We start from the raw sequence: 25,263 nt of genomic DNA, 5'->3' as shown, positions 1-25,263 counted from the left end.
TGATCAGGCAGCGGCCGTTAGGCCGAGATGGTGTTCGAGGCGCTCGGGCTCGGCGATCAGCGTAGCACTGCGCTCGGCCAGGACCACGCGCCCGCGTTCGAGCACGATGGCGTCATCGGTCAGCTCGAGGATCTTTCGCGCATGCTGCTCGATCACGATGGCGGAAAGCCCCTCCTCGCGGAACAAGGCCTTCAGCGCCTTGAGCAGTTCCTCGACGATGATCGGGGCGAGGCCCTCGGTCGGCTCGTCGAGCAGCAGCAGCTTCGGATTGAGCATCAGCGCCCGGCCGATCGCCAGCATCTGCTGCTCGCCGCCGGAAAGCTGGTTGCCGAGATTGGCCTTGCGCTCGGCCAGTCGGGGAAACATGCGGAAGACGCGGGCCGCGTCCCACGGCCCCGGCAGCGCCACCGCCGTCAGGTTCTCCAGCACCGTCAGCGATTTGAAGATGTTGCGCTCCTGCGGCACCCAGCCGATGCCGGCATGGGCCCGCTGCTCGGGCGAGGCCGTGGAGAGGTCGCGCCCGGCGAGCACGATCCGCCCGCCGCGCCGGCGCGTCACGCCGATGATGCTGTTGACCAAAGTCGTCTTGCCGACGCCGTTGCGGCCGAGCAGCGCGAGCGAGCGCCCTTCGGAAAGGCTGAGGTCGATGTCGAACAGCACCTGCGCCTCGCCATAGCCGGCGCTCAGCTTCTCGATCCTCAGGAGTTCGGATGGCGCTGCTTCAGGCATGGGTGCCCTCGCCGAGATAGGCTGCGCGCACGGCTTGATCCCGCGCCATCTCCTCCGGCGTCCCCTCCGCCAGCACGCGCCCGTTGACCAGCACGGTGATGCGCGTCGCGAAGCGGAAGACGAGGTCCATATCGTGCTCGATCAGCAGGACTGAGACATCGTCCGGAAGCTCGGCAACCGTCTGCATCAGCTCGCGCCGCTCGGCTTCCGGCACACCGGCCGCCGGCTCGTCGAGCAGCAGGACCGTGGGCCGCGCGGCAAAGGCAGCGGCGATCTCGATCTGGCGCTGCTTGCCATAGGGCAGCGTCGCGATCTTGCGGTCCATGATATCGTCGAGCCGGAAGCGGCTCAGGATTTCGGCGGTCTGGTCGACGAGTTCGGCGTCGCGGTCGAGTGCGCGGAAAGGCTGGCTGCCGCGGCCGAGCCGCTCCGAGGTGACGAGGGCGATCATCTCCAGCGGCGTCATCGTGCCGAAGAGCTGGTTGATCTGGAAGGTGCGGGCGAGGCCGCGCTTGACCCGCCCCTCGCGCGGCAACCTGGTGATGTCCTCCCCCAGCAGCGCGATGCGCCCGGAGCTCGGCCTGAGCACGCCGGTGAGCTGGTTGACGAAAGTGGTCTTGCCGGCGCCGTTCGGGCCGATCAGGGCGTGCCGGGCGCCCTTCGCGAGCGAAAAATCGACATGGTCCGTCGCGGTGATCCCACCGAAGCTCTTGCAGAGGTCGAAGGTCTGGAGAGCAACGCTCATCACGCGCCTCCCTTGCCGAGGCGGGCGAAGCGGCCGACCACCGTCTTGATCGCGCCATGGATGATCTCGCGGCCGCCGAGCACGAACAGCACGAGGAAGAGCCCGATCCAGAACATCCAGTACTGCGGGGTGAAGCTCGAAATCGCGTCCTGCAGCAGCTTGAAGGCGATGGCGCCGACGAGGCCGCCATAGAGATAGCCGGCGCCGCCGATGATCAGCACCAGCATCAGATCGGCCGAGCGATGAAAGTCGAGCACGTCGAGCGAGACGAACTGCGTCGTCTGGGCGAGCAGCGCCCCGGCCGCGCCGGCATAGGCGGCCGCCAGGGTGTAGGCCGCGGCGAGGCGCCGCCCGTTCGGGACGCCCGAAGCCGAAGCGCGCAGCGGATTGTCTCGGACCGCGCGCAGCGAAAGCCCGAAGGGCGAATGCACCACCCGCCGCGCGATCAGAAACAGCACGAAAAGGACGCTGAGCGAGTAGAGATAGGCGGTGCGGCCGAAGATATCGAACTCGAACTGGCCGAGCACCGGCTTCATCATCACGCCCTGCAGCCCGTCGGCGCCACCCGTCAGCGAGCCGAAGGAGTTGGCCAGCTCGTAGAGGATCAGCGCGACGCCGAGCGTCACCATCAGCCGGGTGAGATCGCTGCCGCGCAGGACCAGCGGGCTGGTCAGGAGGCCGACCAGCCCGGCGGCTGCCATGCCACAGGCAAGGCCGGCGAGCGGGTCGCCGGTGACGTGCTTGGCCAGGAGCCCGGCCGCATAGGCGCCCATGCCGAGAAAGGCGGCATGCCCCAGCGAGACGATGCCGGCATAACCGAGGATCAGGTCGAGCGAGAGCGCGAACAAGGCGAGGATCGCGATCTCGTTGAGCAGCAGCAGATGGCTCGGGAACAGCAGGAAGGCCGCGAAGGCGAGTATCCAGAAGGCGATCTCGGCCGGATGCCAGCGGCGGCCGGCATAGAGCGCCTGCCGGACGCGGGCCTCGAAACTCTCGGCCCTCATGCCCGCGCCCTCGCGAACAGCCCATGCGGCCGGGTGATGAGCAGCACGACCATCAGCGCGTAGATGATGAAGGCGCCGACCTGCGGCACGAGATATTTGCCGACGACATCGGCGACGCCGAGCAGCATCGCCGCGAAGAACGGCCCGGTGATGCTGGAGGTGCCGCCGACCGTGACGACGATCAGGAAGTAGATCATGAACTTCAGCGGAAAGGTCGGGTCGAGCCCCATGAGTTCGATGCCGAGCGCACCGCCGAGACCGGCCAGCCCGCTGCCGAGCGCGAAGGTGAGCGCAAAGAGCCGGTTGACGGGAATACCGAGCCCGCGCGCCACCCGCGCATCGTCGACGGCGGCGCGCAGGCGGCTGCCGAAGCGGGTGTGGGTAAAGCCCCATTGCAGGGAGACGGCGAGCAGCCCGCAGATCGCGATGACGAAGAGCCGATAGCGGCCGATGCCGATCCCGGCGATCTCGAAGCGCCCCTGCAGCCAGGCCGGCAGGCGGATGAACTGCTGGGTCGAGCCCATCAGCCAGTCGGTGCCGGCCACTGCCATGAAGACGAGGCCGATCGAGAACATCACCTGGTCGAGATGGCTCTTGGCATACATCGGCCGATAGATCAGGCGCTCGAGCACGATCCCGATCACGGCCGCGGACAGGAAGGCGAGCGGCAGGCTCGCCAGGAAAGGCAAGCCGAGCCGCTGCATCGCCAGCACGGCGACATAGCCGCCGAGCATGGCGAAGGCGCCGTGGGCGAGGTTGACGAAGTTCATCAACCCCATCGTCACGGAGAGCCCGCAGCCGAGGACGAAAAGCACCATCCCATAGGCGATGCCGTCGAACAGGATGGTCAACATGCGTTTCGTTCCGCCCGGGCCTGGCCCGCTGCCGTCACTTGCGGGCCTTCACCGGGTCCTTGACGTCCTTGATCGTCGCGAACTCGACATTCTGGAGCTCGGAGCCGACCTTCTCGGTCTTGCGGACATAGATGTTCTGGATGATGTCGCGGGTGTCCGGGTCGATCTTCACCGGCCCGCGCACGCTCTCCCAGGAAGCGCCCTTCATCGCCGCGATCAGCTTGTCGCCATTGGCGTCGCCCTTGGTCGCCTCCAGCGCCTTGGCGATCAGCTTCATGCCGTCATAGCCGCCGACCGCCATGAAGTTCGGCCGCATGCCGGGATTGGCCTTCTGGAAGGCTTCGACGAAGGCCTTGTTGGCCGGGCTGTCATGGGCTGCCGAGTAGTGATGCGTGGTGATGGCGCCGAGCGCCACGTCCCCGATGCCCTGGAGAATGTCGTCGTCGACCACGTCGCCCGGGCCGATCAGCTTGATGCCCGCCTTGTCGAGACCGCGCTCGACGAACTGCTTCATGAACTGCGCGCCGACGCCGGAGGGCACGAAGACGAAGAGGGCATCGGGCTTGGCTTCCGAGACGCGCTGCAGGAAGGGCGCGAAGTCGGGGCCGCGCAGCGGCACGCGCACGCTCTCGACCGTGCCGCCGGCCGCCTTGAACTTGTTGGCGAAGGAGGTTTCGGCATCGATGCCCGGACCGTAGTCGGTGACGACGGTGAAGACCTTCTTGATGCCGTTCGCCCAGGCCCAGTCCGCCATCGGCTCGGAGGCCTGCGGAAGGGTGAAGGAGGTGCGTGCGATATAGGGCGAGGCCTCGGTGATCGTCGCGGTCGCGGCCGCCATCACGATCTGGGGTACCTTGGCCTGCGTCGCGATCTGCGCGGTGGCCATGGCGAGCGGGGTCAGACCGAAGCCGGCCAGCACCGAGACCTTGTCGTTGACGACCAGCTCCTGCGCGAGGCGGCGCGTCGCGTCGGCGTTGCCGGCATCGTCCTTGAGGATCACTTCGAGCTTGCGCCCGCCATGGACGGCGCCCTCCTGGGCCAGGAAGAGCTTCACCGCGGCGTCGATCTGCCGGCCGGTCGAGGCGAAGGGGCCCGTCATCGGCAGGATGAGGCCGATCTTCAGCGCCTCCTGCGCCAGTGCCACGCTGGTGACCGACGCGGCCAGCGCGAAGCCCAGCACTCCTTTGAGAACAGTCCTGCGATGCGTCATGTCGTTCCTCCCCGAGAGTTCTGCTCGATCCCCGTTTGCGGGGTTCTTCTTGTGCTCAGTCGTCTTCGTCGTCGCGATAGACGAGGCCTGCCTTGGCGAGGCCTTCGCGCATAGCGTACATGTCCAGGCCGAGTTCGCCAGAGGCCAGACGCCGGCGCTTCTCCTCCTCGCCGGCCTCGCGCTTGCGGCCGGCTTCGGCGACCGCAGCCGCTTCGAGCCGCGGCACGACCACGACCCCGTCATCATCGGCGACGACGACATCGCCGGGGTTGACCAGCGCCCCGGCGCAGACCACCGGGACATTGACCGAGCCCAGCGTCGCCTTGACCGTGCCCTTGGCCGAGATCGCCCGCGACCAGACCGGAAAGCCCATGCGGGTCAGCACGCGGACATCGCGCACCCCGGCATCGATGATGAGGCCGACGCCGCCGCGCGCCATCAGCGAGGTCGCCAAGAGGTCACCGAACATGCCGTCGGTGTTGTCGGCGGTGCAGGCGACGACGAGGACGTCGCCCGGCCTGACCTGCTCGATCGCGACATGGATCATCCAGTTGTCGCCGGGCTGGGCCAGTACCGTGACAGCGCTGCCGGCGATCTGCGCGCCGGCATAGATCGGCCGCATATTGGGCTTCATCAAGCCGCTGCGCCCCATCGCCTCATGCGTGGTCGAGACGCCGAGCTCGCCCAAGGATGCGATGTCGGCGGCAGCGGCGCGCTTGTTCGTCCTGACGACCACGGGCTTCATGCCAGCGTCTCCAGCGCTTCCGGGAAGAGGCGCTGATACGCCTCGCCATAGGTCATCGCCTTGCCGGAATTGCGCCCACCCTGCATGCCGCGGTTGAGCGCGACGCGGGTGTAATATTCCCAGAGATGCTTCTGGGCGGCGAGTATCTCAAACGCCTGGCGCTTTACTTCCCAGACCTCGTCGATGTTGAGAATGACATTCGGCTTGAAATTGCACTGCTCGGGCTGGTGCGGCTCGAACAGGAAGAGCGGCGGCGCCGCATAGGCGCGCTCGGGGTTGGGCTTGTGGCCGGCCGCCTGGGCGATGATGCGCGCCTCCTGGGCGAAGCGCGTCGCCTCGGGGTGGTCGACATTGTAGGGGTCTTCGAGCGCGTGGGTCAGGACGAAGCTCGGATTGAGTTCGTGGAAGATGTCGATCGCGCGCTCCAGCATCGGCTCGGTCGTGCGCAGCGGGTAGTCGCCGGCGTCCATGAACTCGATCTCGGCGCCGAGGAGCGCAGCGGCGCGCTCAGCCTCGTCGCGGCGCTGCGCCTTGACGTCCGCCATCTTCACCCCCGCCTTCTTCCAGGCGAACTGGCTCTCGCCGCGCTCGCCATAGGACAGGCAGAGGATCTTGACGCGGAAGCCGCGCCTTGCGTGCAGCGCGATGGCGCCGCCAGCGCGCCAGACGAAATCGCCGGGATGGGCGGTGACGACCAGACCTGTCTTCTGCGGGCTCGGCATCGATCGAAAGTCCTCTTGTCGCGAACTCAGGCGGCCGGCCGCGGCGCCACGAAGGCCTGGCCGTCCATCAGGATGCGGGCGGTGCGCAGCAGCCCGGCCCGTTCGACCACCGGCTTCTCGGGCGTGCCGCCGACCGTCAGGCGCACGGTGAACTCGCCGGTGGGATGCTCGACCGAGAGCGAGCGCTCCCTTCCCGAAGGCATGATGGCGACGGAAGCCGCCGGCGATCCCGGCAGGGCAGCGGCGGTCGCGACCGTGACGGCGGCGAAAACGCCGATCGAGGCATGGCATTCATGCGGGATGAAGCTGCGCGTCGCGATGGCGCCACCGGCGCGCGGCGCCGCGACGAGCGCGATCTTCGGCACGACCTTGCCGGAGACGTCGCCGAGATTCATCAACGGGCCGGCCGCCAGCCTTATGCGCTCGATGCGCGCCTTGAGCTCGAGATCCTTGTCGAGCTCTTCGCGCGACTCATGGCCGGTGCGGCCGAGATCGGCAGCCCGCATCACGATGACCGGCATGCCGTTGTCGATCAGCGTGACCTCGACGCCGTCGACGATATCGACCGCATTGCCGGTGGGCAGCAGAGTGCCGCAGACCGAGCCCTCGGTACCGAGGAAGCTGATATCGATCGGCGCCGAGGTGCCGGGCACGCCGTCGATCCTCGCTTCCCCGCTGACGCCCGCCTGCCCGTCGCCGGTCTGCATCACGAGATCGGCGACGGTACCGGTGTTCAGCGTGCGGACGCGCACTGTCGTCGAAGCGCCGGCCGCGGGAACGAGGCCGCGCGCCAGGGCGAAGGGCCCGATGCCGGCGAGGATGTTGCCGCAATTCGGGGTCGTGTCGACGCTGGCGGTCTCGATCCCGACCTGCGCGAAGAGGAAATCGATGTCGCAGTCCGGCTCGGTGGAGCGCGAGACGATCGCGACCTTGCTGGTCAGCGGATGGGCGCCACCGAGGCCGTCGATCTGGCGCTTGTCGGGCGAGCCCATCACCGCAAGCAGGATGGCGTCGCGCTCGGCCGGATCGGAAGGCAGGTCCTCGCGGAGGAAATAGGCGCCCTTGGAGGTGCCGCCGCGGATCAGCATGCAGGGTATCGCGATCTGCATCGGCTCTCGGCCTCCGGCCGTGATCTTGGCGCCAGCGATGAGGCCGTGGCTCGAACCTGAACGGGCCGGGATCGCGGACAGCCTTGGCCTCGCCGCCAATGCGGCCGGGCGCGGTATCCTGTTCCTCCCGTTCGCCGCGACCATGGCCGCCGGCGATTGCTTATTCAAATGACAAGAATGCAGCGTTTCATGCACAACTCTCAGTAATCGATCAGCTGGTCAGGCGCTCGCTCTTCAGCGCGTCGACGACCAGCGAAAGCAGTTCGCGCGCTGCGGGCTTCAGGGCCACGCCTTTGCGCGTGATGATCCCGAGCGTGCGGGTCACCGTCGGCGAACGCAGCGGGATCGCCGCAAGCTCCTCGGCGGCGGCAATGTCGAGCGCGAGCTGCGGCAGGATGGTGAAGCCGAGGCCGGCACGGACGAAACTCACCGCGGTCGCGACACGCTGGACCTCGTAGCGCCAGGCGAGCTTCTCGCGGCGGGCGCCGAGCGCATCGTCGATCAGGATGCGATTGCCGGTTTCGGCGCTGATGCGGACCAGTGGCAGGCCCTCGAGCTGGGTCCAGGTCAGCGAAGGCGCGGCCGCGAGCGGCGAATTGCGCGGGCAGACCAGCACGAAGGGCTCCTTGACCACCGGCTTGAGATCGAGGTCCCAGCGGTTGGCGGCGACGATGGTGATGCCGAACTCGGCCTCGCCGGACTGGACCTTGTCGGCGATCTCCGAGGCGGAATTGTCGTGCACCCTGATGTGGATGTCCGGATGGCGGCGCACGAACTCCGCAATCACCTCCGGCATGCTGCGCATCGCGATGGTCGGCAGGCAGCCCACCTCGACGCTTTCCCCCACCTCCTCGGCATCGAGACGCAATTCGTCGAGGGATGTACCGAGCTCCTCGAAGATGCGGCGGGCCTTGGGCAGGAGGGCGGTGCCGGCCTTCGTCAGGGAGACCTGGCGCGTCGTCCGCTGCAGGAGCTGGATGCCGAGCCCCTCCTCGAGCTTGCGGATGCGGTGGCTCAGCGCTGTCTGCGACAGGTTGAGATGGGAGGCAGCAGCGTGGAAGCTGCCACGCTCCGCGATGCTTACGAAGGCCTGCAGGCCGAGCACGTCGATCCTCACAAGCGGCCCTTCCCTGCGCATGGTCGGTTCTGCTGCAAGATTTTCATCAAACCGGAGATTGTTCAAATCCACCTTTTCGCGGCCTCTGTGCAGCAGATCCCAGAATATCGCGATCCTCGCTGCGAGACTGATTCCGAACTTGCCCGCAAGATATTGGTGGTGCTTAGAAATTGTGCGGCATCTTCGCCAGTGGGAGCGGCGGCGAACTCACGGCATGGGCCCGCCCCCATCGTAACGCCGTGCCTCGCCTTGACGAATCCCGCCGCAGGCTGACTTCATCCGGCCAGAGGCATGATGTTCCGTTTCATCCACTCATCGGACCTGCATATCGGCAAGCGCTTCGGCAACATGTCGGAGGAGCTGCGCGGCCGCCTGCGCGATGCCCGCCACACCGTGCTCGACCGGCTCGCCGCCCAGGCGCGCGCCGCGGGCGCCGGCACGATCCTGCTCGCCGGCGACTGCTTCGACACGGAGACACCGAGCCCGGCCATGTTGCGTCAGGCGCTCGCCGCCATGGCCGGCCACACCGGCCTGCGCTGGGTGATGCTGCCGGGCAACCATGATTCCCTGCTCGCAGACGAGCTATGGGCCGCCGCCCGCTCAGCCCTGCCGGCCAATGTCGTGCTGGCGACGGAACCGGAGCCGATCCTGCTGGAAGCGGCAGTCGCGCTTCTCCCCGCCCCCTGCACGACGCGCCGCCCCGGCCGCGACCTGACCGAATGGATGGATCGGGCGGCCACACCGGAAGGCGCGCTACGTATCGGCCTCGCCCATGGCGCGATCCAGAGTTTTTCCGAGGACGGTTCCGGCCTCGACATCATCGCGCCCGACCGTGCCTCCCGCGCCGGGCTGGACTATCTCGCGCTCGGCGACTGGCACGGCCAGATGGCGGTCAATACCCGCAGCTGGTACAGCGGCACGCCCGAGCCCGACCGTTTCAAGCATGACGAGCCCGGGCGGGCGCTGCAGGTCGCCCTGCCCGGCCCCGGCGCTCTGCCCGAGGTCGCGCCCGTCGAGACCGGCAGCTTCGCCTGGCGCAGCCTTTTCCTGGAACTGCTCTCGGGCGACGATGCCGCCGCCATGCTCGCCGCCGAGCTTCCCGCCGGAGCGGCCCGCCGCCAGACGCTGCTGCGCGTCGTCGCCTCCGGCCGTCCGCGCCCGTCGGCGCGAATGGCATTTGAAGCCGAGATCGCAGCCGCCGCCCCGGAATTCGCCGAGCTGCAGCTCGACAGCGAAGCGCTGACCGCCGATTGCGAGGATACCGATCTCGACGCGATCGATCGGGCTGGCGCCCTGCGCCAGGCCGCAGAGTTGCTGCTCGCCGAGAGCCGCGATGAAAGCCGCCCGGAGGCCGAGCGCGAGATCGCCGGCGAGGCGCTGGTGCGGCTGTTCTCCTATTGCGACGCGATGCAGCCATGAAGCTGACCGCGCTACGCCTCCACAATGTCCGGCGCTTCGCCGGCACCGGCGTCGCCGTCGAAGGCATCGGCGACGGCGTCAACGTGCTCTGCGCCGTCAACGAGTTCGGCAAGTCGACCTGCTTCGACGCGCTGCATGCGCTGTTCTTCCAGCCCTATAGCGGCACGCCCGGCGCGGTGCAGGCGCTGCGGCCCTATAGCGGCGGTAGCCCCCTGGTCGAGGCCGATATCGCGACGCCCGAGGGTGCGTTCCGCCTGACTAAGCAGTTCTATGGCGGCAAGCGGGCGATGGTGCGCGAGCTTTCGAGCGGCCGCCTGATCGCGCAGGCCGACGAGGCGGAAAAGTTCCTCGGCGCTCTGGTGCAGGGCGGCACCACCGGCCCGGCGGGTCTGCTCTGGGTGCGCCAGGGCATCACCGGCATCGAGCGGCGCGCCAAGAGCGAGGAAGAGAGCGAGAAGCGGGCGCGCGAATCCGTGCTGGTCTCGGTGCAGGGCGAGGTCGAATCGCTGACCGGCGGCCGACGCATGGCGCAGGCCGTCGCCGCCTGCGAGGAAGAGCTGTCGCGGCTGGTGACCGCGACGCGGCGGCCCAAGGCCGGCGGCCCCTACGCCCTCGCTCTCGACGAACGCGACCGTCTCGCCGAAGCCGAGCGCAAGCTGGCGACCGAGGTCGCCGAACTACGCGCCGCGCTCGACCGGCGTCGCAGCATTCGCAACCGGCTGGACGAACTCGAGGATCGCGACGAGGAGAATGCCCGGCGCAGCGCCCTGGCGCTGGCCGAGAAGGACCTCGCCACCGCCAAGACCCAGGGCGAGGCGCTGAAGACCGCCGAGGCGCAAGCCGCCCTGGCCCGCAGCCAGCGCGATGCGGCCAACCAGGCGCTCTCGACCTATCGGCGCAGCCTGGCGCGCCTTGCCGAATTGCAGGCCCTCGAAAGCGAGGGCACGGGCAAGCGCGACGACGCCCTGGCCCGACAGCGCGCCGCCGCGGAGTTCGGCCGGGCCGCCGCTGCCGCGGTCGAGGCCGCCGAAAGCGAGGAAAGGCAGGCGCGCGACCTGCTCGCCCGGCTGGAGAAGGCCCTGCGGGCGCGCGAAGCGGCCGAGCGCCTCGCCGGCCTGCGCGAGGCCCATGCCGGCGCGGAGGCCGAGCGCGCGGCGATCGAAGCCATCGAGGCCGAGATCAGGGCGCTCGCCCTGCCTGCAGCTGGCCTGCGGCAGCTCGAAGCGCTCGAAACCGAACTCGTCGGGCTGCGTGCCGTCGTCGCCGCGCGGATGCCGCTGTTGCGCATCGATTATCGCGACGGCGTCGCCGCGGCCGTCAGCATAGCCGGCACGGCGCTGGCTGATGGCGAAGAGAAGGCCCTGACCGGCAGCACCAGCCTGGACATCGCCGAGATCGGCAAGATCACATTGACGCTGCCGCAGGGCCAGGACGGACAGGCAGAGCTCGCTCAGGCCGAGGCCCGGCGGGAAAAGGGGCTGAAACTGCTCGGCATCGCCAGCCTTGCCGAAGGCCGTCAGCGCGAAGGCAAGCTCCGCGAACTGGAGACCGCGCTCCGGCTCGGCCAGCAGCGTTTTGCCCTGCTGGCGCCGCAGGGTCTGGCCGCGCTGCAGGAGAGCATCGCCCGGCTGGAGGCCCAGCGCGGCGAAACCATCGAGATCAAGGCCGATCCGGAAGTCGCTCGCCTTGCTCTCGAAACCGCCGAGGCCCGCGTCACCACATCGCGCAACGCCGTGCGGGAGGCCCAGCCGCAGCGCGAGGCGGCCGATGCCGCCATTCTTGCCGCCGAGCGGGCCCTGGCGGCGATCTCCTCCGAGCGCGCCGGGCTCACGAGCCTGTTAGGAGCCGAGGAGGGCCGCGCGGCCCAGGCGGCCGGGCTCGAGGCGGGTTTCGCGAGGGCCGAAGCCGAACTGGCGACGGCCTTGGAACGCGTCGAGAGCCTGCGCGCCAGCGCGATCGACCTCGCCGGCGCCGAGGCGAAGCTGCGGCGGATGCGCTCGATCGTCGATTCCACCGCGAACGAAATCGCGAAACTGCGGGAGGATGCCGCCGAGCTCAACGGCCAGATCCGCGCCCGCGCCGATGCCGCCGTCGAGGAGGCCTGGCAGGAGACCAGCGAGAAGCTGGCGGCGGCCGAGAAGCGCCGCGCCGGGCTGGAACGGGAGGTCGCCCTCCTCTCGCGCCTGCGCGACGCGCTGGAAGCGGCCCGCACCACGGCGCGCGACCACTACTTCCGCCCGGTGATGGCCGAATTGAAGCCCCTGCTCGGGCTGCTCTTCGAGGATGCCTCGGTCACCTTCGACGAGGAAACCCTGCTGCCGCGCACGGTCCGCCGCAACGGCCTCGAGGAGCCGGTCGGCGTGCTCAGCGGCGGCATGCGCGAACAACTCGCCGTGCTCACCCGCCTCGCCTTCGCCCGGCTGCTCGCCAAGGATGGCCAGCCGGCCCCCGTCATCCTCGACGACGCGCTGGTCTATTCCGACGACGACCGCATCGAGCGCATGTTCGATGCCCTGCACCGGCAGGCCAGCGACCAGCAGATCATCGTCTTCTCCTGCCGTCAGCGCGCCTTCTCCCAGCTCGGCGGCAATATCCTGCGGATGAAGCCCTGGACCCCGGAAGGTTGAAAGCTCTCTCGCCGGCAAGCTTGGAAACCATCTAAACTACTGATTTATTTTACATTTTATCCTGCCCCGGGTATCATGGACCGATCTCCCTGAGGTCGCGATGTCACCTGGTCCTGTTTCCGAACCTTCGTCCGGCGGAATGCTGAAGCTGTTTTCAGACAGCCTTTCGCTCAAGGCCGGAACCTTCTTCATCGCCGAAGGCGAAAGCGTGACCGGCCCGATGCGCTCGGGGCTCAAGGTCGGCGTGATGCTGGACGGGCGCCAGACACTCGAGCTCGACGACCGGCCGCCGGTGATGATCGAAGGCCCGGCCCTGCTCGTCGCCGCCAATGGCGGCGAGCATATTCAGCAGCGCACCGGCCTGACGGGCGGCGCGGTACGCTGCGCGCTGATGCAGTTCGAGCTGGATTTCGTCGCGCGTGAATTCGGCGCCGAACTCTCGCGACTTTTGCTGCTGTCCGGCCCTGACGATGCCGGCCTCTGGGTCCGCCCGGCGAGCGCCGAACTGCGCGCTCTTGCGCTTCAGATGGCGGAATGCCGCGTCGGCGAATCGCTCCGCAGCTTCTATCTCGCCGGCAAGGCGCTCGAACTCGGGGCGCTCGCCGTCAACGAGATCATCGGCGAGCGGCCGGTTCGGCCGGCGAAGCTCGATGCGCGCACGCGCGAGCAGATCCAGGCGGTGCGCGAGATCCTGGAGCAGTCCCTGCAGGAACCGCCGAGCCTCTCGGAGCTGGCGCGTCGCACCGGCCTCAATCCGAGCAAGCTGACCTCGGCCTTCCGCGCCCAGTTCGGCACCAGCGTCTTCGGCTACCTGCAGGAATATCGGCTCCAGCAGGCGCATGAACTGATCGCCAGCGGCGAGGCCAGCATCGCCGTCGCCGCCTTCCGCGTCGGCTACAGCCCGGCGCATTTCTCGAGCGCCTTCCGCAAGCGTTTCGGCATTTCGCCGAGCGCCTTGCGTTGACCGCCAGCGGTTCCGCGCCTCGTTTTCTCTCGTTGAAGCGGTTCGAAACTGCAGCGAAAGAATTACTGCCGCGATCGAAAGCCGACTTCGTTGCCCCCAGTGCGGCGTTCCTGAAACAACCCGCACGGGTAATCCACCGCAAGGTGGCGGGGCAAAGGTCGGGTTCATGAACTTCATCATCGGCAATCGCACTGCGGCCAAGGCCTCGGTCGCGCTCGCGGCGATCATCGTCGGCTGGTCGGGCTCCGGCCACGCCCAGAACGCGCCGGCGATCGGCCTCGACACGATCGAGGTCCAGGGCGAGCGGGCGAACGGGCCGGTCGACGGCTATGTCGCGCGGCGCAGCGCCACCGCGACCAAGACGGACACGCCGCTGATCGAGACGCCGCAATCGGTCAGCGTCGTGCCGCGCGCGCAGATGGACGACCAGGGCGTGCAGAGCGTCAGCCAGGCACTACGCTACAGCGCGAGCGTTCTGGGTGAAACCCGACTCTCCTCAGGACGTTACGACAGCGTCTTCATCCGCGGATTCGGCGGCAGCGGCGGCAGCGCCGGCTTCATCAACAATCTCGACGGCCTGCGCCTGCAGCGCGGCGTCAACTTCCTCGTGCCGATCGCCGAGCCCTGGGGGCTGGAGCGTGTCGAGGTGCTGCGCGGTCCGTCCTCGGTGACCTTCGGCCAGGTCAAGCCGGGCGGCCTGATCAACATGGTCAGCAAGCGCCCGCAGGAGCAGGCGCATGGCGAGGTCCAGGTCCAGGTCGGCAGCTATCAGCGCCGCCAGCTCGCCTTCGACATCGGCGGGCCGGTGACGGAGGACAAGACGATCCTCTACCGCCTCGTCGGCCTCGGACGCGCCGCCGACACGCAGGTCGACTTCACCAAGGAAGAGCGGCTCTACATCGCGCCGTCGCTGACCTTCCAGCCGAATGCGGCGACCAGCCTGACCCTGCTGACCTCATTCCAGCGCGACCCCGAAACCGGCTTCTACGGCTTCATCCCCTCGGTCGGCACGGCATTGCCGAACCGGAACGGGCGCATCCGCAGCAATCTCTTCCCGGGCGAGCCGGACTATGAGGGCTACAGCCGCAACGCGCTCAACCTCGGCTATGCCTTCGAGCACCGCTTCAACGACGTCTTCACCTTCCGCCAGAACCTGCGCTACAGCGACCTCGAATCGCGCAACCGCACGGTCGCCGTCGCCTCGCTCGCGGCCAACCAGCGCACCCTCAACCGGCGCGTCACCGCCTCGAACGAGAAGGCCCAGACCTTCGGCGTCGACAACCAGCTCCAGGCCGATTTCCGCACCGGCCCGCTGACGCACAAGCTGCTCTTCGGCGTCGACGGCTACTGGGTGGACGGCACCGCCTTCACTGGCGCCGGCGGCGTCGTGCAGCCGCTCGACGCCTTCGTCCCGGTCTATGGCCGCCGGCCCTTCGCGGTCCCGGCCATTCCCGGCACGACGCAGCTCACCGAGCAGTACGGCGTCTATCTGCAGGACCAGATCAAGCTCGACCGGCTCTCGCTCCTGGTCGGCGGCCGCTTCGACCGCGCCATGGCCCGGACGCGCAACATGGCCAACGGCGCCCTGACCAAGCAGGACGACACCGCCAATACCGGGCGCGTCGCGCTGATGTACAATTTCGACAATGGCTTTGCGCCCTATGCGAGCTATTCGACCTCGTTCGAGCCGATGGCCGGAACGAGCTTCGGCGGCAGCCCGTTCAAGCCGAGCGAGGGCGAGCAGTTCGAAGTCGGCCTGAAGTACGAACCGCCCGGCTACAACGCCTTCTTCCAGGCTGCGCTCTACGACCTGACTCAGACCAATGTTCCGACCGCCGACCTGAACAATGTCGGGTTCCAGATCCAGACCGGCGAGATCCGGGCCCGCGGCTTCGAGTTCGAGGCGCGCGCCACGGTGCTGGAGAACCTCGATCTCGTCGCCGCCTATGCCTATACCGACGCCGAGGTGACCAAGAGCAACGGCGCCGATCTCGGCAAGCGGCCGCCTGTCGTGCCGCGCCACATGGCCTCGCTCTGGGCGCACTACACCTTCAAGACCGGCCTGTTCTCCGGCCTCGGGCTCGGCACCGGCGTGCGCTATGTCGGCAAGGGTGCCGGCGATCCCGGGAATACCTTCTTCACCGACGACTACGCCCTGGTCGATGCCGCGATCAGCTACGATCTCAGCGCCGCCAATGCCGCAATGAAGGGCTGGAAGATCCAGGTCAACGCCCAGAACCTGTTCGACAAGGAGTATGTCGCCGGCTGCTACGGCGCCGTGCAGTGCTCCTTCGGCCTGCGCCGGACGGTGCTGGCGACGCTGTCCTATCGCTGGTGAGGACGGACGGCGTGCGCACGGCATCCGCCAGCAACAACCCGGGCGAGCTTTCGCCCGGCACCGCGGTCGCGCTGCCGCATGCACGCCAGTTCGAGATCCACTCGGCGCAAGGCCTGCCCTATCGCCTGCTGGTCGCTGTGCCTCCCGAGGCGCCACCCGCCGCAGGCTTCCCGGTCCTGGTGCTGGTCGATGGCGACGCGCTGTTCGCGACGGCGTTGACCAACGCCCGCCTGCAGGGTGGCCGGCCCGAAGTGAGCGGCGTCGGCCCGGCGGTGATCGTCGGGATCGGCTATCCCGGCGCAGCCCCGTTCGATGCCGAGCGGCGGCGGCAGGACCTGCTGCCGGATGTTGGCGGTGCCGACCGCTTCCTCGATCTGATCGAGACGCGATTGCTCCCGATGGTGGCAGATCTCGCGCCGATCGACCGGGCGCAGCTCGCACTCGCCGGACATTCCTTCGGCGGGCTTTTCACCCTGCACGCCCTGTTCAACAGGCCGGGGCTGTTCCGCAGCCTCGTCGCCGGCAGCCCTTCGATCTGGTGGAACGAGCGCGCCATCCTCGCCGCTCGGGCGCAGTTCCTGCGCAGCCCGGCGCCGATCCTGCGGCCAAGGCTGCTGATCACCGTCGGCGGCGAAGAACAGAAGACCGATCCACTCCGGTTCCCCGATCGCGCGACCCGGCTGGAGAAGGCCCGCATGGTCGACAATGCCGCCGAGATGGCAAACAGCCTCGCCGCCTCCGGCCGGCTCGACTGCGAGCATGTCGTCTTCACCGGTGAGAACCATGTCTCCGTCATTCCCGCCATGCTCTCGCGCGCCGTGGCCTTCACGCTCGCCGAGCCATCCGTTCGAGGGGATAGCGCCCGATGATCGCCCGGCTGACGCGGATCGCGACGAGGCTCGTCGCCCCCCTTCTCGCGCTTGGCATGATCGCCACCCCGGCGGCGGCTCAGCCGGTGACGGTGACGGACCTCGCCGGGCGCACGGTGACGCTGCCGGGGCCGGCGAAGCGCATCGTGCTCGCCCAGGGACGCCAACTCAACGGGCTCGGCCTCCTGCATCCCGATCCGATCAGCCTGCTCGCCGGCTGGGGCAGCGATCATAAGCGGCAAAATCCCGACGCCTATGCCCGCTATGCCGCGAAATTCCCCGCAATCGAGACCCTGCCGACGGTCGGCGATGGCGGCACGCAGGACGGCTTCTCCTTCGAGAAGGCCGTCTCGCTGGCGCCGGATCTCGTCATCCTCAGCCAGTCGCTGGCCGGCTCGCGGCACGGACCCGGCGATCTGGTTGCGCGTTTCGAGGCGGCCGGCATCACCGTCGCCGTAGTCGATTTCTACCTGCAGCCGCTGCGCGACACGGTGCCGAGCCTGCGCGTGCTCGGCAAGCTGATCGGCCGCGAGGAGCAGGCCGAGGCCTATATCCGCTTCTATGAGGAGCGCCGCGAACGACTCGCCAGCCGCGTTCGCGGCATCGAGCGGCCGAGCGTCTTCATGCATGCTCACGCCGGCGGCTTCGACTGCTGCCAGTCACCCGGCAAGGGCACGTTCGACGACTTCATCACGCTCGCCGGCGGCCGCAACATCGCAGCTTCCATCCTGCCAGGCGCCACCGGCCAGATCAGCCTCGAGCAACTGCTCGCCGCCGACCCGGCGGTCTATGTCGCGACCGGCGGCGTGCATCTCGCCCGGCGGGGCGGGCTCGTGCTCGGGCTCGGCGTCTCGCCGGAAGAAGGCGCGCGCAGCTTCGCCACCCTTATCGCCAGCCCCGGCATCAGCGCGCTCAGCGCCGTCCGCAGCGGCCGGGCCTATGGCCTCTGGCAGCTCTTCAACGACACCCCGCTGCATATCGTGGCGATCGAGGCGCTGGCCAAATGGATCCATCCCGAGCGCTTCGCCGATCTCGACCCGCAGGCGACGCTGAACGAGATCCAGGCGCGCTTCTCGGCGATTCCGCTCGACGGCACGCTCTGGATCGACGGGACGGCCAAGAGCCGACCTTGAGCGACCGTCTTCGCAGGAGCAGGAAGGCTTTCCGACCATGACGATCCTTTGTGCCGAAGCGCGCTTCAGCCTCGCCGATCCCGACGCCCTGCTGCGGGCGCTCCGCGAGCACCTCGTCGAACACCATGCGACGGTGAGCGAGCGGGACGGCGCGACGCTGATCGCCCTCGATGGCAGCGAGGCTGTGCTGCGCCTGATGGCGGGCGAGCTTCTCGCCCGTGTCGAGGCGCCGAGCCTCGCCGGCCTGCAGGCGATGAAGCTCGCGATCGCGAGCCATGTCGTCGAACTCGCGCCTGCCGGCAGCGCGCCCGCGATCAGTTGGCAGGGCGATGGCAGCGGCCCCTCGCTCCTGCCCGATTTCCGGGTTCTGACAGTGACCGGAACCGAGCGGCTGACGCCGCATATGCGCCGCATCCGCTTCCGCGGCGAGGATCTCGCACGCTTCGACTCGCTGGAGGCGCTGCATGTGCGCCTGTTCATCCCGCCGGCGGGCCTCGCCGAGCCGATCTGGCCGATGCTGAGCGAGGACGGGCTGATCACCCAGCCTCCGGCCGAGCAGCGCCCGGCCGTCCGCAAATATACGATCCGCGAGATCGACGCCGCCGCCGGCACGCTCGCCATCGATTTCGTGTTGCACGGCGATGTCGGGCCGGGCTCGGCCTTTGCCGAGCGCGCCGCCGCCGGCGACCGGATCGGCATGGCGGGCCCCGGCGGGCGCGGCCTGCGCGAAGCCGAACGCTATCTCTTCCTCGCCGACGAGACCGGCCTGCCCGCCGTCGCCCGCATGCTGGCGAACCTGCCCGGCGATGCGCAAGGGCTCGCCTTGATCGAGGTCGCTGATGCGCAGGAGCAGCAGGCGCTCGAGGCCCCGGCCGGCTTCACCATCCGCTGGCTGCATCGCGACCGGGCCAAGGCCGATGCGGCGCCGCAGCTGCTGGCGGAATTCGAGGCCCTGGACTGGGAGCAGGACGGACCGGGGACCTATGTCTGGGCCGCGATGGAGCACGACACGTTCCGGCTGCTGCGCGCCGCCGCGCGCCAGCGGCTGCGCCCGAACCTCGACCAACATCTGATCGTAAGCTACTGGCGCAACGGCCTTTCCGAGGAGCAGCACGCCCTGGAGAAGAAGGCAGCCGCCCGCGCCGCCTGAGCGCAAACGTCGCCGGCCGACACCTGCCTCAGAACGGGTTGACGTAGTTGGTGATCGCGATCTGCCGCAGCAGGACCTTGCGGATGACATGGGCGGGCTTGACGTGCTCCGTGAAGATCGCGGCGTCGCCGGCCGCACCTGCCGGAAGGGCGCTCGCGAAGCCCTGATCGTCGAGCCGGACGCGCACGATGAACGGCGCCGCATGCACTGCCGTCGGTGAGACGGCGAGCCCCGAGGTCTGCACCTGCCCGGTCGAGATCGCCTGCAGCACGCTCTCGACCTTGCCGGTCTGGACGGTGCCCGGCGTCCGCTTGAAGGTCAGCTCGACGGGCTGGCCCACGGCGAGATAGCGCGCATCGATCTGGTTGATCTCGACGCCGATGATGGTCGCCGAAGTGTCGATGAAGGCCATGACGGGCGACAAGGGCAGACTCGATACCCGCGCCCCCTTGCGCAAGGCGAGGTTGGTGACATAGCCGTCCGCCGGCGCACGCACGGTGGTCTTGTCGAGGTTCCATCTGGCGCCTTCGAGCTGCGCCCTCAGCTGATCGACCGAGGCCTGACGTTCCTCGACGTCGAAAGTCCTCCCCGTGCCATGCGTCTGCAGCTGGGTCATCTCGGCGAGACGGGTCTCCTGGAATCTGAGCTGCGCCTCGATGGCCTGGACCTGAGCCTCGAAAGGAACGGGGTCGATCCGGAACAGCACGTCGCCGGCCTTGACCGGGCTGTTGGCCTGGACCGGGACGTCGATCACCTCGCCGGCGACACTGGGGACGATCGCGACCGAGTTCCTGACGACGAGCGCAGGCCCCTGCGGCGCGCCCCAGTTCATCGGGATGAACAGGCCGATCAGCAGGAGCAGCAGGACGAGAACCGGCGAGACCTTCCAGAACAGGTTGAACGGAACGATTTTCAACTTCACCAGGATGAAGAGCAGCGCGAGATAGACGTTGAGCAGGACGACGATCATCGGGCCGCCTCCACCTTCCCGGTCGCGCGATCAGCCGGCTGTGGCACGTCGACATAAGCCCAGATCAGCACGATCGGCCACAGCACGAAGCCGAGGAACAGGGTCACCCAGCCGCCGATGCTCACCGCCTCGGCCCAGGGATGGCCCCGCCGCCTTGCCACCATGCCAGGCCACATCGCCATGAAGACGATGACGAAGACCGTGCTGGCAACCAGGACGATCAGGACGATCCAGGCGAAGATGTCGAGTCCACTCATGGGGGGCTCCTGAAACGGGTCAGGTCGAACAGACAGGATTGAGCGGCGGCAGCGGCGCGCGCGCCGCTGCCGGAGCCTCAGCCTGCTGGGAGCAGGTATTCACCGCGCTTGCCATCGCCTCGCCTTTCTCTGGCTCCCAGCCACTGCCGCTGCCGAACAGCGAAGCTTCAAGCGCGGCGACCAGCGGTCCCAGGCGAGCATCGGCACGCACGCGTTGGCGCTCGCCGGGCGACAGGCGCTCCAGCCAGACGCCGAGCGCGCGATAGGTCGCGGCCGGATCGCCGGCCCGCGCTTCCTGCACCAGAGCACGGCGTGCGAAAGCTTCCGAACCCTGCCGGCGCTGCTGCCAGCCATGCCAGGCGGCGACCAGCCGGCGCCGGATGAAGATCGACGCCAGAACGATCAGGGCAACGGCAGCAGCTGCAGCGGCAATCAGCCCGAGAGGCGGCGCTTTCGCTCCGCCGGCGACATGGCTCGCCGGCGCGGCGACCGAGATCGTAAGGCCCGGCAGGCTTTCGGCCCGCGCCCGCTTGTCGGCGAGGCTCCACCAGGGCTGGGACAGGTCCGGCAGGACATAGCTGCCGCCGCGCTCGAAGACATAGGTCGCCTTGTCGACGCGCTCACCGTCGACGATGCCGCGATTGCTCTTATCCTCGACCGTCGGCGGGTCGACATAGACGCGCACGCCATCGGGCGCCGTGAACCGGAACTCAGCCATGCCCAGCGCCGGCACGCCCGCTGCCTGCCGCCGGATCGTCCGGGTGACCGCGTCCCCCGCCTTGAAACGCGTACTGCCGGGATCGGGCGTCCAGCTCTCGCTGGCCGTCACCTTGTCGGCCGCGAGCACGGGGCCGGAGATATCGAGGCCGGCCGGGACGCCGACATCGATCCGCGTCGCCTCCCCCTTGGCCGAGCCCATCGGATCGCCGCGGCGGTCGAGCAGCGTGACCTCGGGCGCCGGGATGGCGATCTGCCCGCCGCGCCGCGGGAATACGGTGAACGCGAAGCTCTGGCCGACATAATCCTGGTCGGAAATGCGATCGCGCATCGTCGTCGCCTGCGTCTCGAAGCGCAGAATCTGGGCGCCGGCCGCTTCCGGCACCCGAACCAGCGGGGGATGCGGCATCTCGCCCGGAAACAGCACGTCGATATTAAGCTGCACGGGCTGGCCGATCACGACGCCCTCGGCCGGCACGACGCGGGTCCGCACCAGCGGCTGGCTCGCCGGCTGCTGGGCCATGGCAGGCCCAAAGATGGCAAGGGCGAACAGAGCGGCGAGCAACCTCATGGCGCTTTCTCCGCTGGCGCCGCCTGGAGCTGATAGGCGAACTTGGCGCGCAGGAAGTCGGCAGGCCTGGTCTGCACCCGCTTGAGCCAGAGCGCGCGCACCGCCTCGTCCGACATCGGCTGGGCGGCCTCGACCGTCGTGTCCTCGCCGCCCTTCTTGTTCTTGTCGAACACCACCTCGTCGGGCTTGTCGTCGGTGTTGCCGGTCTCGCCGCCCTCGGTCTTCTTGCGCTCGCCGCGGATACGGGCGATCTCGCGGTTGTTCAGCGCCGCCTCCCAGCCGGGGCGCAGCGCCAGCGCCCGATCATAGCGCTTCAGGGCGTCGTCATACTGGCCGAGCATGACCAGCGCATTGCCCTGATCGAATGCGCCCACCGCCGTATCGCGCGCGGCGAAGGCCTGCGCGGCCTCCTTGAATTCGCCGGCCCGAAACAGCGCGACGCCGCGCCAGAGCGGGTCGCGGAACGCCTTTGCCGCGTCAGCCGCCCGGCCCTCGTCGATCAGGACGCGCCCCCGTTGATCGGCCGTCAGCCAGAGCGCCTGCCAGCCCAGGCGATGGGAGGCGAAAAGCAGCGCCAGGGCCGCTATGCCCGCGATCACCGCATAGGGCGAGCTTGCGAATGCGCGCCTCATGGCAGCACCCATCCGCGCCGGAACCAGAGCAGCGCCAGGAGGGCGATCAGAGGCGTCAGCCAGTAGCCGGCCTCGCGCCAGTGCTGGCCCTCGCCCGCGACGCTTCCCAGCTGATCGGCGCGGTCGAGCCGCCGCACGATCTCGGTGACGTCGGCCTGATCGACCGTCGTTTCGATCAGGGTCGCATCCAAGGCCTTGGCGATCTCAGGCAGGCCGCCGGCTTCCGACCCCGGCGCCAGCAGGGACAGGATCGTCACCGCGCTCCCGCCGCCGGAGTGCCCCGCGATCGCCTGCGGCGTCGCGGCATCCGCCATGATCAGCACCGAGCCGGCATCGTCCATGCCTGCGAGCACCCGCCTCGCCAGCGCCAGCGCCCCGGCGAGATCGTCACCCTCCCGCGGCATGATCTCCGGCGACAGGGATTTTGCGAGATCGAGCACGACCGCGCTATCCGGGGTCGGCGGCAGGACGAGATGTGAGGAGCCGGAATAGGCGATCAGGCTGGCCGCCGCCCCTTCCCGCGCCGTGAGGATATCGGCCAGCTTCTGGCGGGCGCGGTCGAGCCTCGTCGGCGCGAGGTCCTGCGTTAGCATGGACGGCGTGACCTTCAGCACGATGGCGACGGGTGGCTTGGCCTGCGCAAATGGCGATGGCTCGCGCTGCCAGGCAGGGCCCGCAACAGCAATCGTCACCAGCAGCCAGGCCAGCGCGAGTGCATTGGCCGGGGAGACGATCGCCGGCCGCGTCTCCCCATCCACGAGATGCGGCAGCAGGGCCGGATCGATGACACGGCGCCACCTCACCAGCATATCGGCGCTGCGATGCGTCAGGAGCCAGAGCGCCGCCGCGGGGATGAGCGCCAACAGCCAGAGCGGGCGCTCGAAATGGAACGGGGCGAGCGCCGCGATCACGACGACCTCCCCGCGATCGCAGGAGAGCGGGCGGAAGCGTGGTCGCTCCGGTGGCGCCATGCCAGCTGCAGCCCCTGCGCGAGCAGCGTCAGAACGAGGCCGGCGGCGAGCGGAATCCAGTAGATGTCGCGCCGTGGCCGGAAGCTGACCGTGTCAATCCGGCGCGTCTCGATCTCGTCGAGGCGCTGGTAGATCTGAGCGAGCTGCGCGCGGTCGAGCGCCCGGAAGAAGCCGCCGCCGGTGGTGCTCGCCACCTCCTTGAGCGCTGCCTCGTCGAGCTTGTCCTCGCCCGCGGCCGTTGGATCGCCGACCGCGACGGTGTGGATGACGATGCCCTTGTCCTTGGCGACGCGCGCCGCCTCGGCCGGCGGCACCTTGCTGACCGTGTCGTTGCCGTCGGTCAGGGCGATGATCGTCCTTGCCTTGACCGTGCTGCGCGCGAACAGGCCGATGCCGAGACCGATCGCGTCGCCGAAGGCGGTGCGCGGACCGGCCATGCCGACAGCGGTGTCGCGCAGCATCGCTCGGCTCAGCTCGAGGTCCGTGGTGAAGGGCACCAGGGCGAAGGGCGCATCGCCGAAGACGACGACGCCGACGCGGTCGCCTTTCCGGCGCGAGAGGAAATCGTCGAGCACCTGCTTGACCGCCGTCAGCCGGTCGACGGTCTGCCCGGACTGGTCGACGAAATCCTTGGTGTCCATCGAGCCGGAAAGGTCGACCAACAGAAGCAGGTCGCGCGTCGGCAGGTCGCGATGCAGCGGCGGATCGATCCATTGCGGCCGCGCCAGCGCCGCCAGCGCGAGCAACCAGACCAGGGTGAGCACGGCAAACCGCGCAGCACCTCGTCGCGCGACCACGCCCCCCTGGAATGGCTTCTGCCCGCTCAGGCGCGCCAGCTGGTCGAAGAACGGCACGCGCAGGCCGGCGCGACGCTCGGCATGGGCCGGCAAGCCGAGCCAGATCAACGGCAGCGGGGCGAGCAAGGCGAGCCAGGGATAAGCGAAGGCGAGCATGGTCAGGCCTCCGCCGTCAGGCGGCCGCGCTGGCCGTGAAGCCAGGACCTCGCCTGTGCGAGTGCTTCCGCCGCAGCCGCCGGTTCGAGGGCCGTCGTCGCCGTGACGGCGCCCTCGATCGCCGAAGCGAGGGCCGCGACCTGCCGATCGCCAGGCGCCGTCTCGGCAAGAAAAGCCCCCCAGGCCCGACCGGTCAGGGCGGCGACCCGCTCCCGGCCATGGGCGACGAGGGCAACACGCTTCAGCACGGCCGAGATTGCTTCCGCCGTAACCGGAGCGGCACCGAGCCCGTCGAGCTCGGCCGCCGCGGCACGCAGATAGGCATCGGCGCGATAGCGTGACCAGCGCCGCCAGCCGAGCACGCAGAGGGCCGCCAACACGGCGCAGCCGACGATCGCGGTTCCGGCGGCCGGTGGCCAGAACGGGACCGGCGGCGGCAGGGCCAGATCGGCGAGCCTGCTGAGATCGCCGGGATCGCTCATGGCGCGCTCCGCCCGGTCGCGCCCGCCATCTGCTGCGCGCGCCGCTTGCCGATGAGTTCCCGCAGCTGTTCGCCAGCATCGCGCTCCGTCGAGATCGGCAAAACGGGGATGGCCCGACTGCGCGAGAGCTGCGCCAGTCGCGCACGCCACTCGGTGCGCTCCCGGGAAAACTCCCGCCGGAGCGATGCGGCCGATGAATCGATTTCGATCTGGGAACCGCCCGAACTGAAGGTTGCCGGTCCGATATCGGGCAGGTCCTGCTCCAGCGGGTCATGGATGAAGATCGCGAGCACATCGTTATGGGCGCAGAGCCGCGTAACGAGCCGTGCCGTCTCGTCATTCTCGCCCGCGACATCCGAGATCAGGCAGATCAACCAGTCATGGGTCGCGATCCGGGCGGCGGCCCGCAAGGCCTCGTTCAGCCGGCCCGGCCCTGCCTCCCGATCGCCCGGTTCCGCGAGGGCCGCGTTCTGCCGGGCGACTTCCGAGAGCACGCGGACCGCGCCATGGTCGCGCGCCTGCGGTCGCACCGTGACAAGGCCGCGATCGCCGAAGACGACGGCGCCGACCCGGTCGCCGAGCGAGGTCACCCGCCAGGCGGCGAGCGCGGCAGCCTCGGCCGCCGCCACCGATTTCATCGCCCGCCGGCTGCCGAAGAACATCGTGCTGCGCTGGTCGACCAGCAGCAGCACCGGCCGGTCGCGCTCCTCGGAGTAGACCCGGACATGTGGGCTGCCGAGCCGCGCCGTCGCCAGCCAGTCGATGGTGCGGGTGTCGTCGCCCTCGAAATAGTGGCGCAGCTCCTCGAAGTTCAGACCGCGCCCGCGCAAACGCGAGGCATGGCGCCCGGCGAGGAGGCTGTGCACCGGCTGGCGCGGCAGGAAGCTGAAGCCGCTGGCGCGATGCTTGAGGCGCAGGAGTTCGTCCAGGCTCACGAAGGCGCGCGCGCCATCGACTGAAGCGCTGCCAGCCGCC

General features: G+C 69.0%; 24 protein-coding genes. 7 read left to right on the top strand and 17 right to left on the bottom strand.

The window, feature by feature from the left end; genetic code table 11:
• Positions 1-3: 3 nt before the first annotated feature.
• The 9 genes from AC1REK_RS18815 to AC1REK_RS18775 form a co-directional block, all read right to left on the bottom strand.
• Positions 4-729, bottom strand: coding sequence for an ABC transporter ATP-binding protein (locus tag AC1REK_RS18815; protein WP_492268883.1), 726 nt, complete (start codon positions 727-729; stop codon positions 4-6).
• Positions 722-1,474, bottom strand: a complete 753-nt coding sequence (locus AC1REK_RS18810) for an ABC transporter ATP-binding protein (RefSeq protein WP_492268884.1) — start codon at positions 1,472-1,474, stop codon at positions 722-724. Before AC1REK_RS18810 ends, AC1REK_RS18815 begins: the two co-directional genes overlap by 8 nt.
• Positions 1,474-2,478: a branched-chain amino acid ABC transporter permease gene (locus AC1REK_RS18805; protein ID WP_492268885.1), complete on the bottom strand. Its 1,005-nt coding sequence runs from the start codon at positions 2,476-2,478 to the stop codon at positions 1,474-1,476. Before AC1REK_RS18805 ends, AC1REK_RS18810 begins: the two co-directional genes overlap by 1 nt.
• On the bottom strand, positions 2,475-3,332 hold the full coding sequence (locus AC1REK_RS18800) for a branched-chain amino acid ABC transporter permease (RefSeq protein ID WP_492268886.1): 858 nt from the start codon (positions 3,330-3,332) through the stop codon (positions 2,475-2,477). Before AC1REK_RS18800 ends, AC1REK_RS18805 begins: the two co-directional genes overlap by 4 nt.
• Before the next feature lie 34 nt (positions 3,333-3,366).
• A complete protein-coding gene (locus AC1REK_RS18795) occupies positions 3,367-4,542 on the bottom strand; it encodes an ABC transporter substrate-binding protein (RefSeq protein WP_492268887.1) in 1,176 nt (391 codons plus the stop codon).
• Between the two features lie 55 nt (positions 4,543-4,597).
• Complete coding sequence (locus AC1REK_RS18790; protein WP_492268888.1) at positions 4,598-5,287, bottom strand: 4-carboxy-4-hydroxy-2-oxoadipate aldolase/oxaloacetate decarboxylase; 690 nt, start codon at positions 5,285-5,287, stop codon at positions 4,598-4,600.
• A complete protein-coding gene (locus AC1REK_RS18785; RefSeq protein WP_316020512.1) occupies positions 5,284-6,009 on the bottom strand; it encodes a PIG-L deacetylase family protein in 726 nt (241 codons plus the stop codon). The genes AC1REK_RS18790 and AC1REK_RS18785 overlap by 4 nt, the downstream gene beginning before the upstream one ends.
• A 26-nt stretch (positions 6,010-6,035) precedes the next feature.
• The gene (locus AC1REK_RS18780) at positions 6,036-7,118 is read right to left on the bottom strand and encodes a 4-oxalomesaconate tautomerase (RefSeq protein WP_492268889.1); all 1,083 of its coding nucleotides are present in this window, start codon (positions 7,116-7,118) and stop codon (positions 6,036-6,038) included.
• A 211-nt stretch (positions 7,119-7,329) separates the two neighbouring features.
• The gene (locus AC1REK_RS18775; protein ID WP_327523135.1) at positions 7,330-8,235 is read right to left on the bottom strand and encodes a LysR family transcriptional regulator; all 906 of its coding nucleotides are present in this window, start codon (positions 8,233-8,235) and stop codon (positions 7,330-7,332) included.
• Between the two features lie 294 nt (positions 8,236-8,529).
• Here AC1REK_RS18775 and AC1REK_RS18770 point away from each other — a divergent pair, with 294 nt between their 5' ends.
• The 7 genes from AC1REK_RS18770 to AC1REK_RS18740 all read left to right on the top strand — a co-directional run bounded on the left by AC1REK_RS18770 (position 8,530) and on the right by AC1REK_RS18740 (position 18,735).
• Positions 8,530-9,654 carry a metallophosphoesterase family protein gene (locus tag AC1REK_RS18770; RefSeq protein ID WP_492269123.1) on the top strand — a complete coding sequence of 375 codons (1,125 nt, stop codon included), beginning with the start codon at positions 8,530-8,532 and terminating at the stop codon, positions 9,652-9,654.
• Complete coding sequence (locus AC1REK_RS18765; protein ID WP_492268890.1) at positions 9,651-12,281, top strand: AAA family ATPase; 2,631 nt, start codon at positions 9,651-9,653, stop codon at positions 12,279-12,281. Before AC1REK_RS18770 ends, AC1REK_RS18765 begins: the two co-directional genes overlap by 4 nt.
• Before the next feature lie 139 nt (positions 12,282-12,420).
• A complete protein-coding gene (locus AC1REK_RS18760; RefSeq protein WP_492273813.1) occupies positions 12,421-13,245 on the top strand; it encodes a helix-turn-helix transcriptional regulator in 825 nt (274 codons plus the stop codon).
• A gap of 166 nt (positions 13,246-13,411) precedes the next feature.
• Positions 13,412-15,583 (top strand): TonB-dependent siderophore receptor, encoded by a 2,172-nt coding sequence (locus AC1REK_RS18755; RefSeq protein WP_492268892.1) that lies wholly within the window; start codon positions 13,412-13,414, stop codon positions 15,581-15,583.
• Positions 15,584-15,594: 11 nt separating this feature from the next.
• A complete protein-coding gene (locus AC1REK_RS18750) occupies positions 15,595-16,452 on the top strand; it encodes an alpha/beta hydrolase (protein ID WP_492268893.1) in 858 nt (285 codons plus the stop codon).
• On the top strand, positions 16,449-17,585 hold the full coding sequence (locus tag AC1REK_RS18745) for an ABC transporter substrate-binding protein (RefSeq protein WP_492268894.1): 1,137 nt from the start codon (positions 16,449-16,451) through the stop codon (positions 17,583-17,585). Before AC1REK_RS18750 ends, AC1REK_RS18745 begins: the two co-directional genes overlap by 4 nt.
• A 37-nt stretch (positions 17,586-17,622) precedes the next feature.
• Positions 17,623-18,735, top strand: coding sequence for a DUF2218 domain-containing protein (locus tag AC1REK_RS18740; RefSeq protein ID WP_492268895.1), 1,113 nt, complete (start codon positions 17,623-17,625; stop codon positions 18,733-18,735).
• Positions 18,736-18,763: 28 nt separating this feature from the next.
• On the opposite strand, the gene AC1REK_RS18735 is transcribed toward AC1REK_RS18740, so the two are convergent.
• Genes AC1REK_RS18735 through AC1REK_RS18700 form a run of 8 tightly spaced genes read right to left on the bottom strand, consistent with a single transcriptional unit; the run spans position 18,764 to position 25,223 of the window.
• Entirely contained in the window at positions 18,764-19,705 is a 942-nt protein-coding gene (locus tag AC1REK_RS18735; RefSeq protein WP_316017863.1) for an HlyD family secretion protein, read from the bottom strand.
• Positions 19,702-19,962 (bottom strand): DUF3302 domain-containing protein, encoded by a 261-nt coding sequence (locus AC1REK_RS18730; protein ID WP_316017864.1) that lies wholly within the window; start codon positions 19,960-19,962, stop codon positions 19,702-19,704. The genes AC1REK_RS18735 and AC1REK_RS18730 overlap by 4 nt, the downstream gene beginning before the upstream one ends.
• A 19-nt stretch (positions 19,963-19,981) precedes the next feature.
• Complete coding sequence (locus AC1REK_RS18725; RefSeq protein ID WP_492268896.1) at positions 19,982-21,250, bottom strand: hypothetical protein; 1,269 nt, start codon at positions 21,248-21,250, stop codon at positions 19,982-19,984.
• Complete coding sequence (locus AC1REK_RS18720; RefSeq protein WP_492268897.1) at positions 21,247-21,882, bottom strand: tetratricopeptide repeat protein; 636 nt, start codon at positions 21,880-21,882, stop codon at positions 21,247-21,249. Before AC1REK_RS18720 ends, AC1REK_RS18725 begins: the two co-directional genes overlap by 4 nt.
• Complete coding sequence (locus AC1REK_RS18715; RefSeq protein WP_492268898.1) at positions 21,879-22,793, bottom strand: VWA domain-containing protein; 915 nt, start codon at positions 22,791-22,793, stop codon at positions 21,879-21,881. The genes AC1REK_RS18720 and AC1REK_RS18715 overlap by 4 nt, the downstream gene beginning before the upstream one ends.
• Positions 22,790-23,806, bottom strand: coding sequence for a VWA domain-containing protein (locus AC1REK_RS18710; RefSeq protein WP_492268899.1), 1,017 nt, complete (start codon positions 23,804-23,806; stop codon positions 22,790-22,792). Before AC1REK_RS18710 ends, AC1REK_RS18715 begins: the two co-directional genes overlap by 4 nt.
• 2 nt (positions 23,807-23,808) lie before the next feature.
• A complete protein-coding gene (locus tag AC1REK_RS18705; protein WP_492268900.1) occupies positions 23,809-24,288 on the bottom strand; it encodes a DUF4381 domain-containing protein in 480 nt (159 codons plus the stop codon).
• Positions 24,285-25,223, bottom strand: coding sequence for a DUF58 domain-containing protein (locus tag AC1REK_RS18700; protein WP_492268901.1), 939 nt, complete (start codon positions 25,221-25,223; stop codon positions 24,285-24,287). Before AC1REK_RS18700 ends, AC1REK_RS18705 begins: the two co-directional genes overlap by 4 nt.
• Positions 25,224-25,263 lie beyond the last annotated feature (40 nt).

Source organism: Allobosea sp. GW823-FHT02B03 (assembly GCF_058797755.1).
This window is presented reverse-complemented; position numbering and strand designations above follow the sequence as displayed.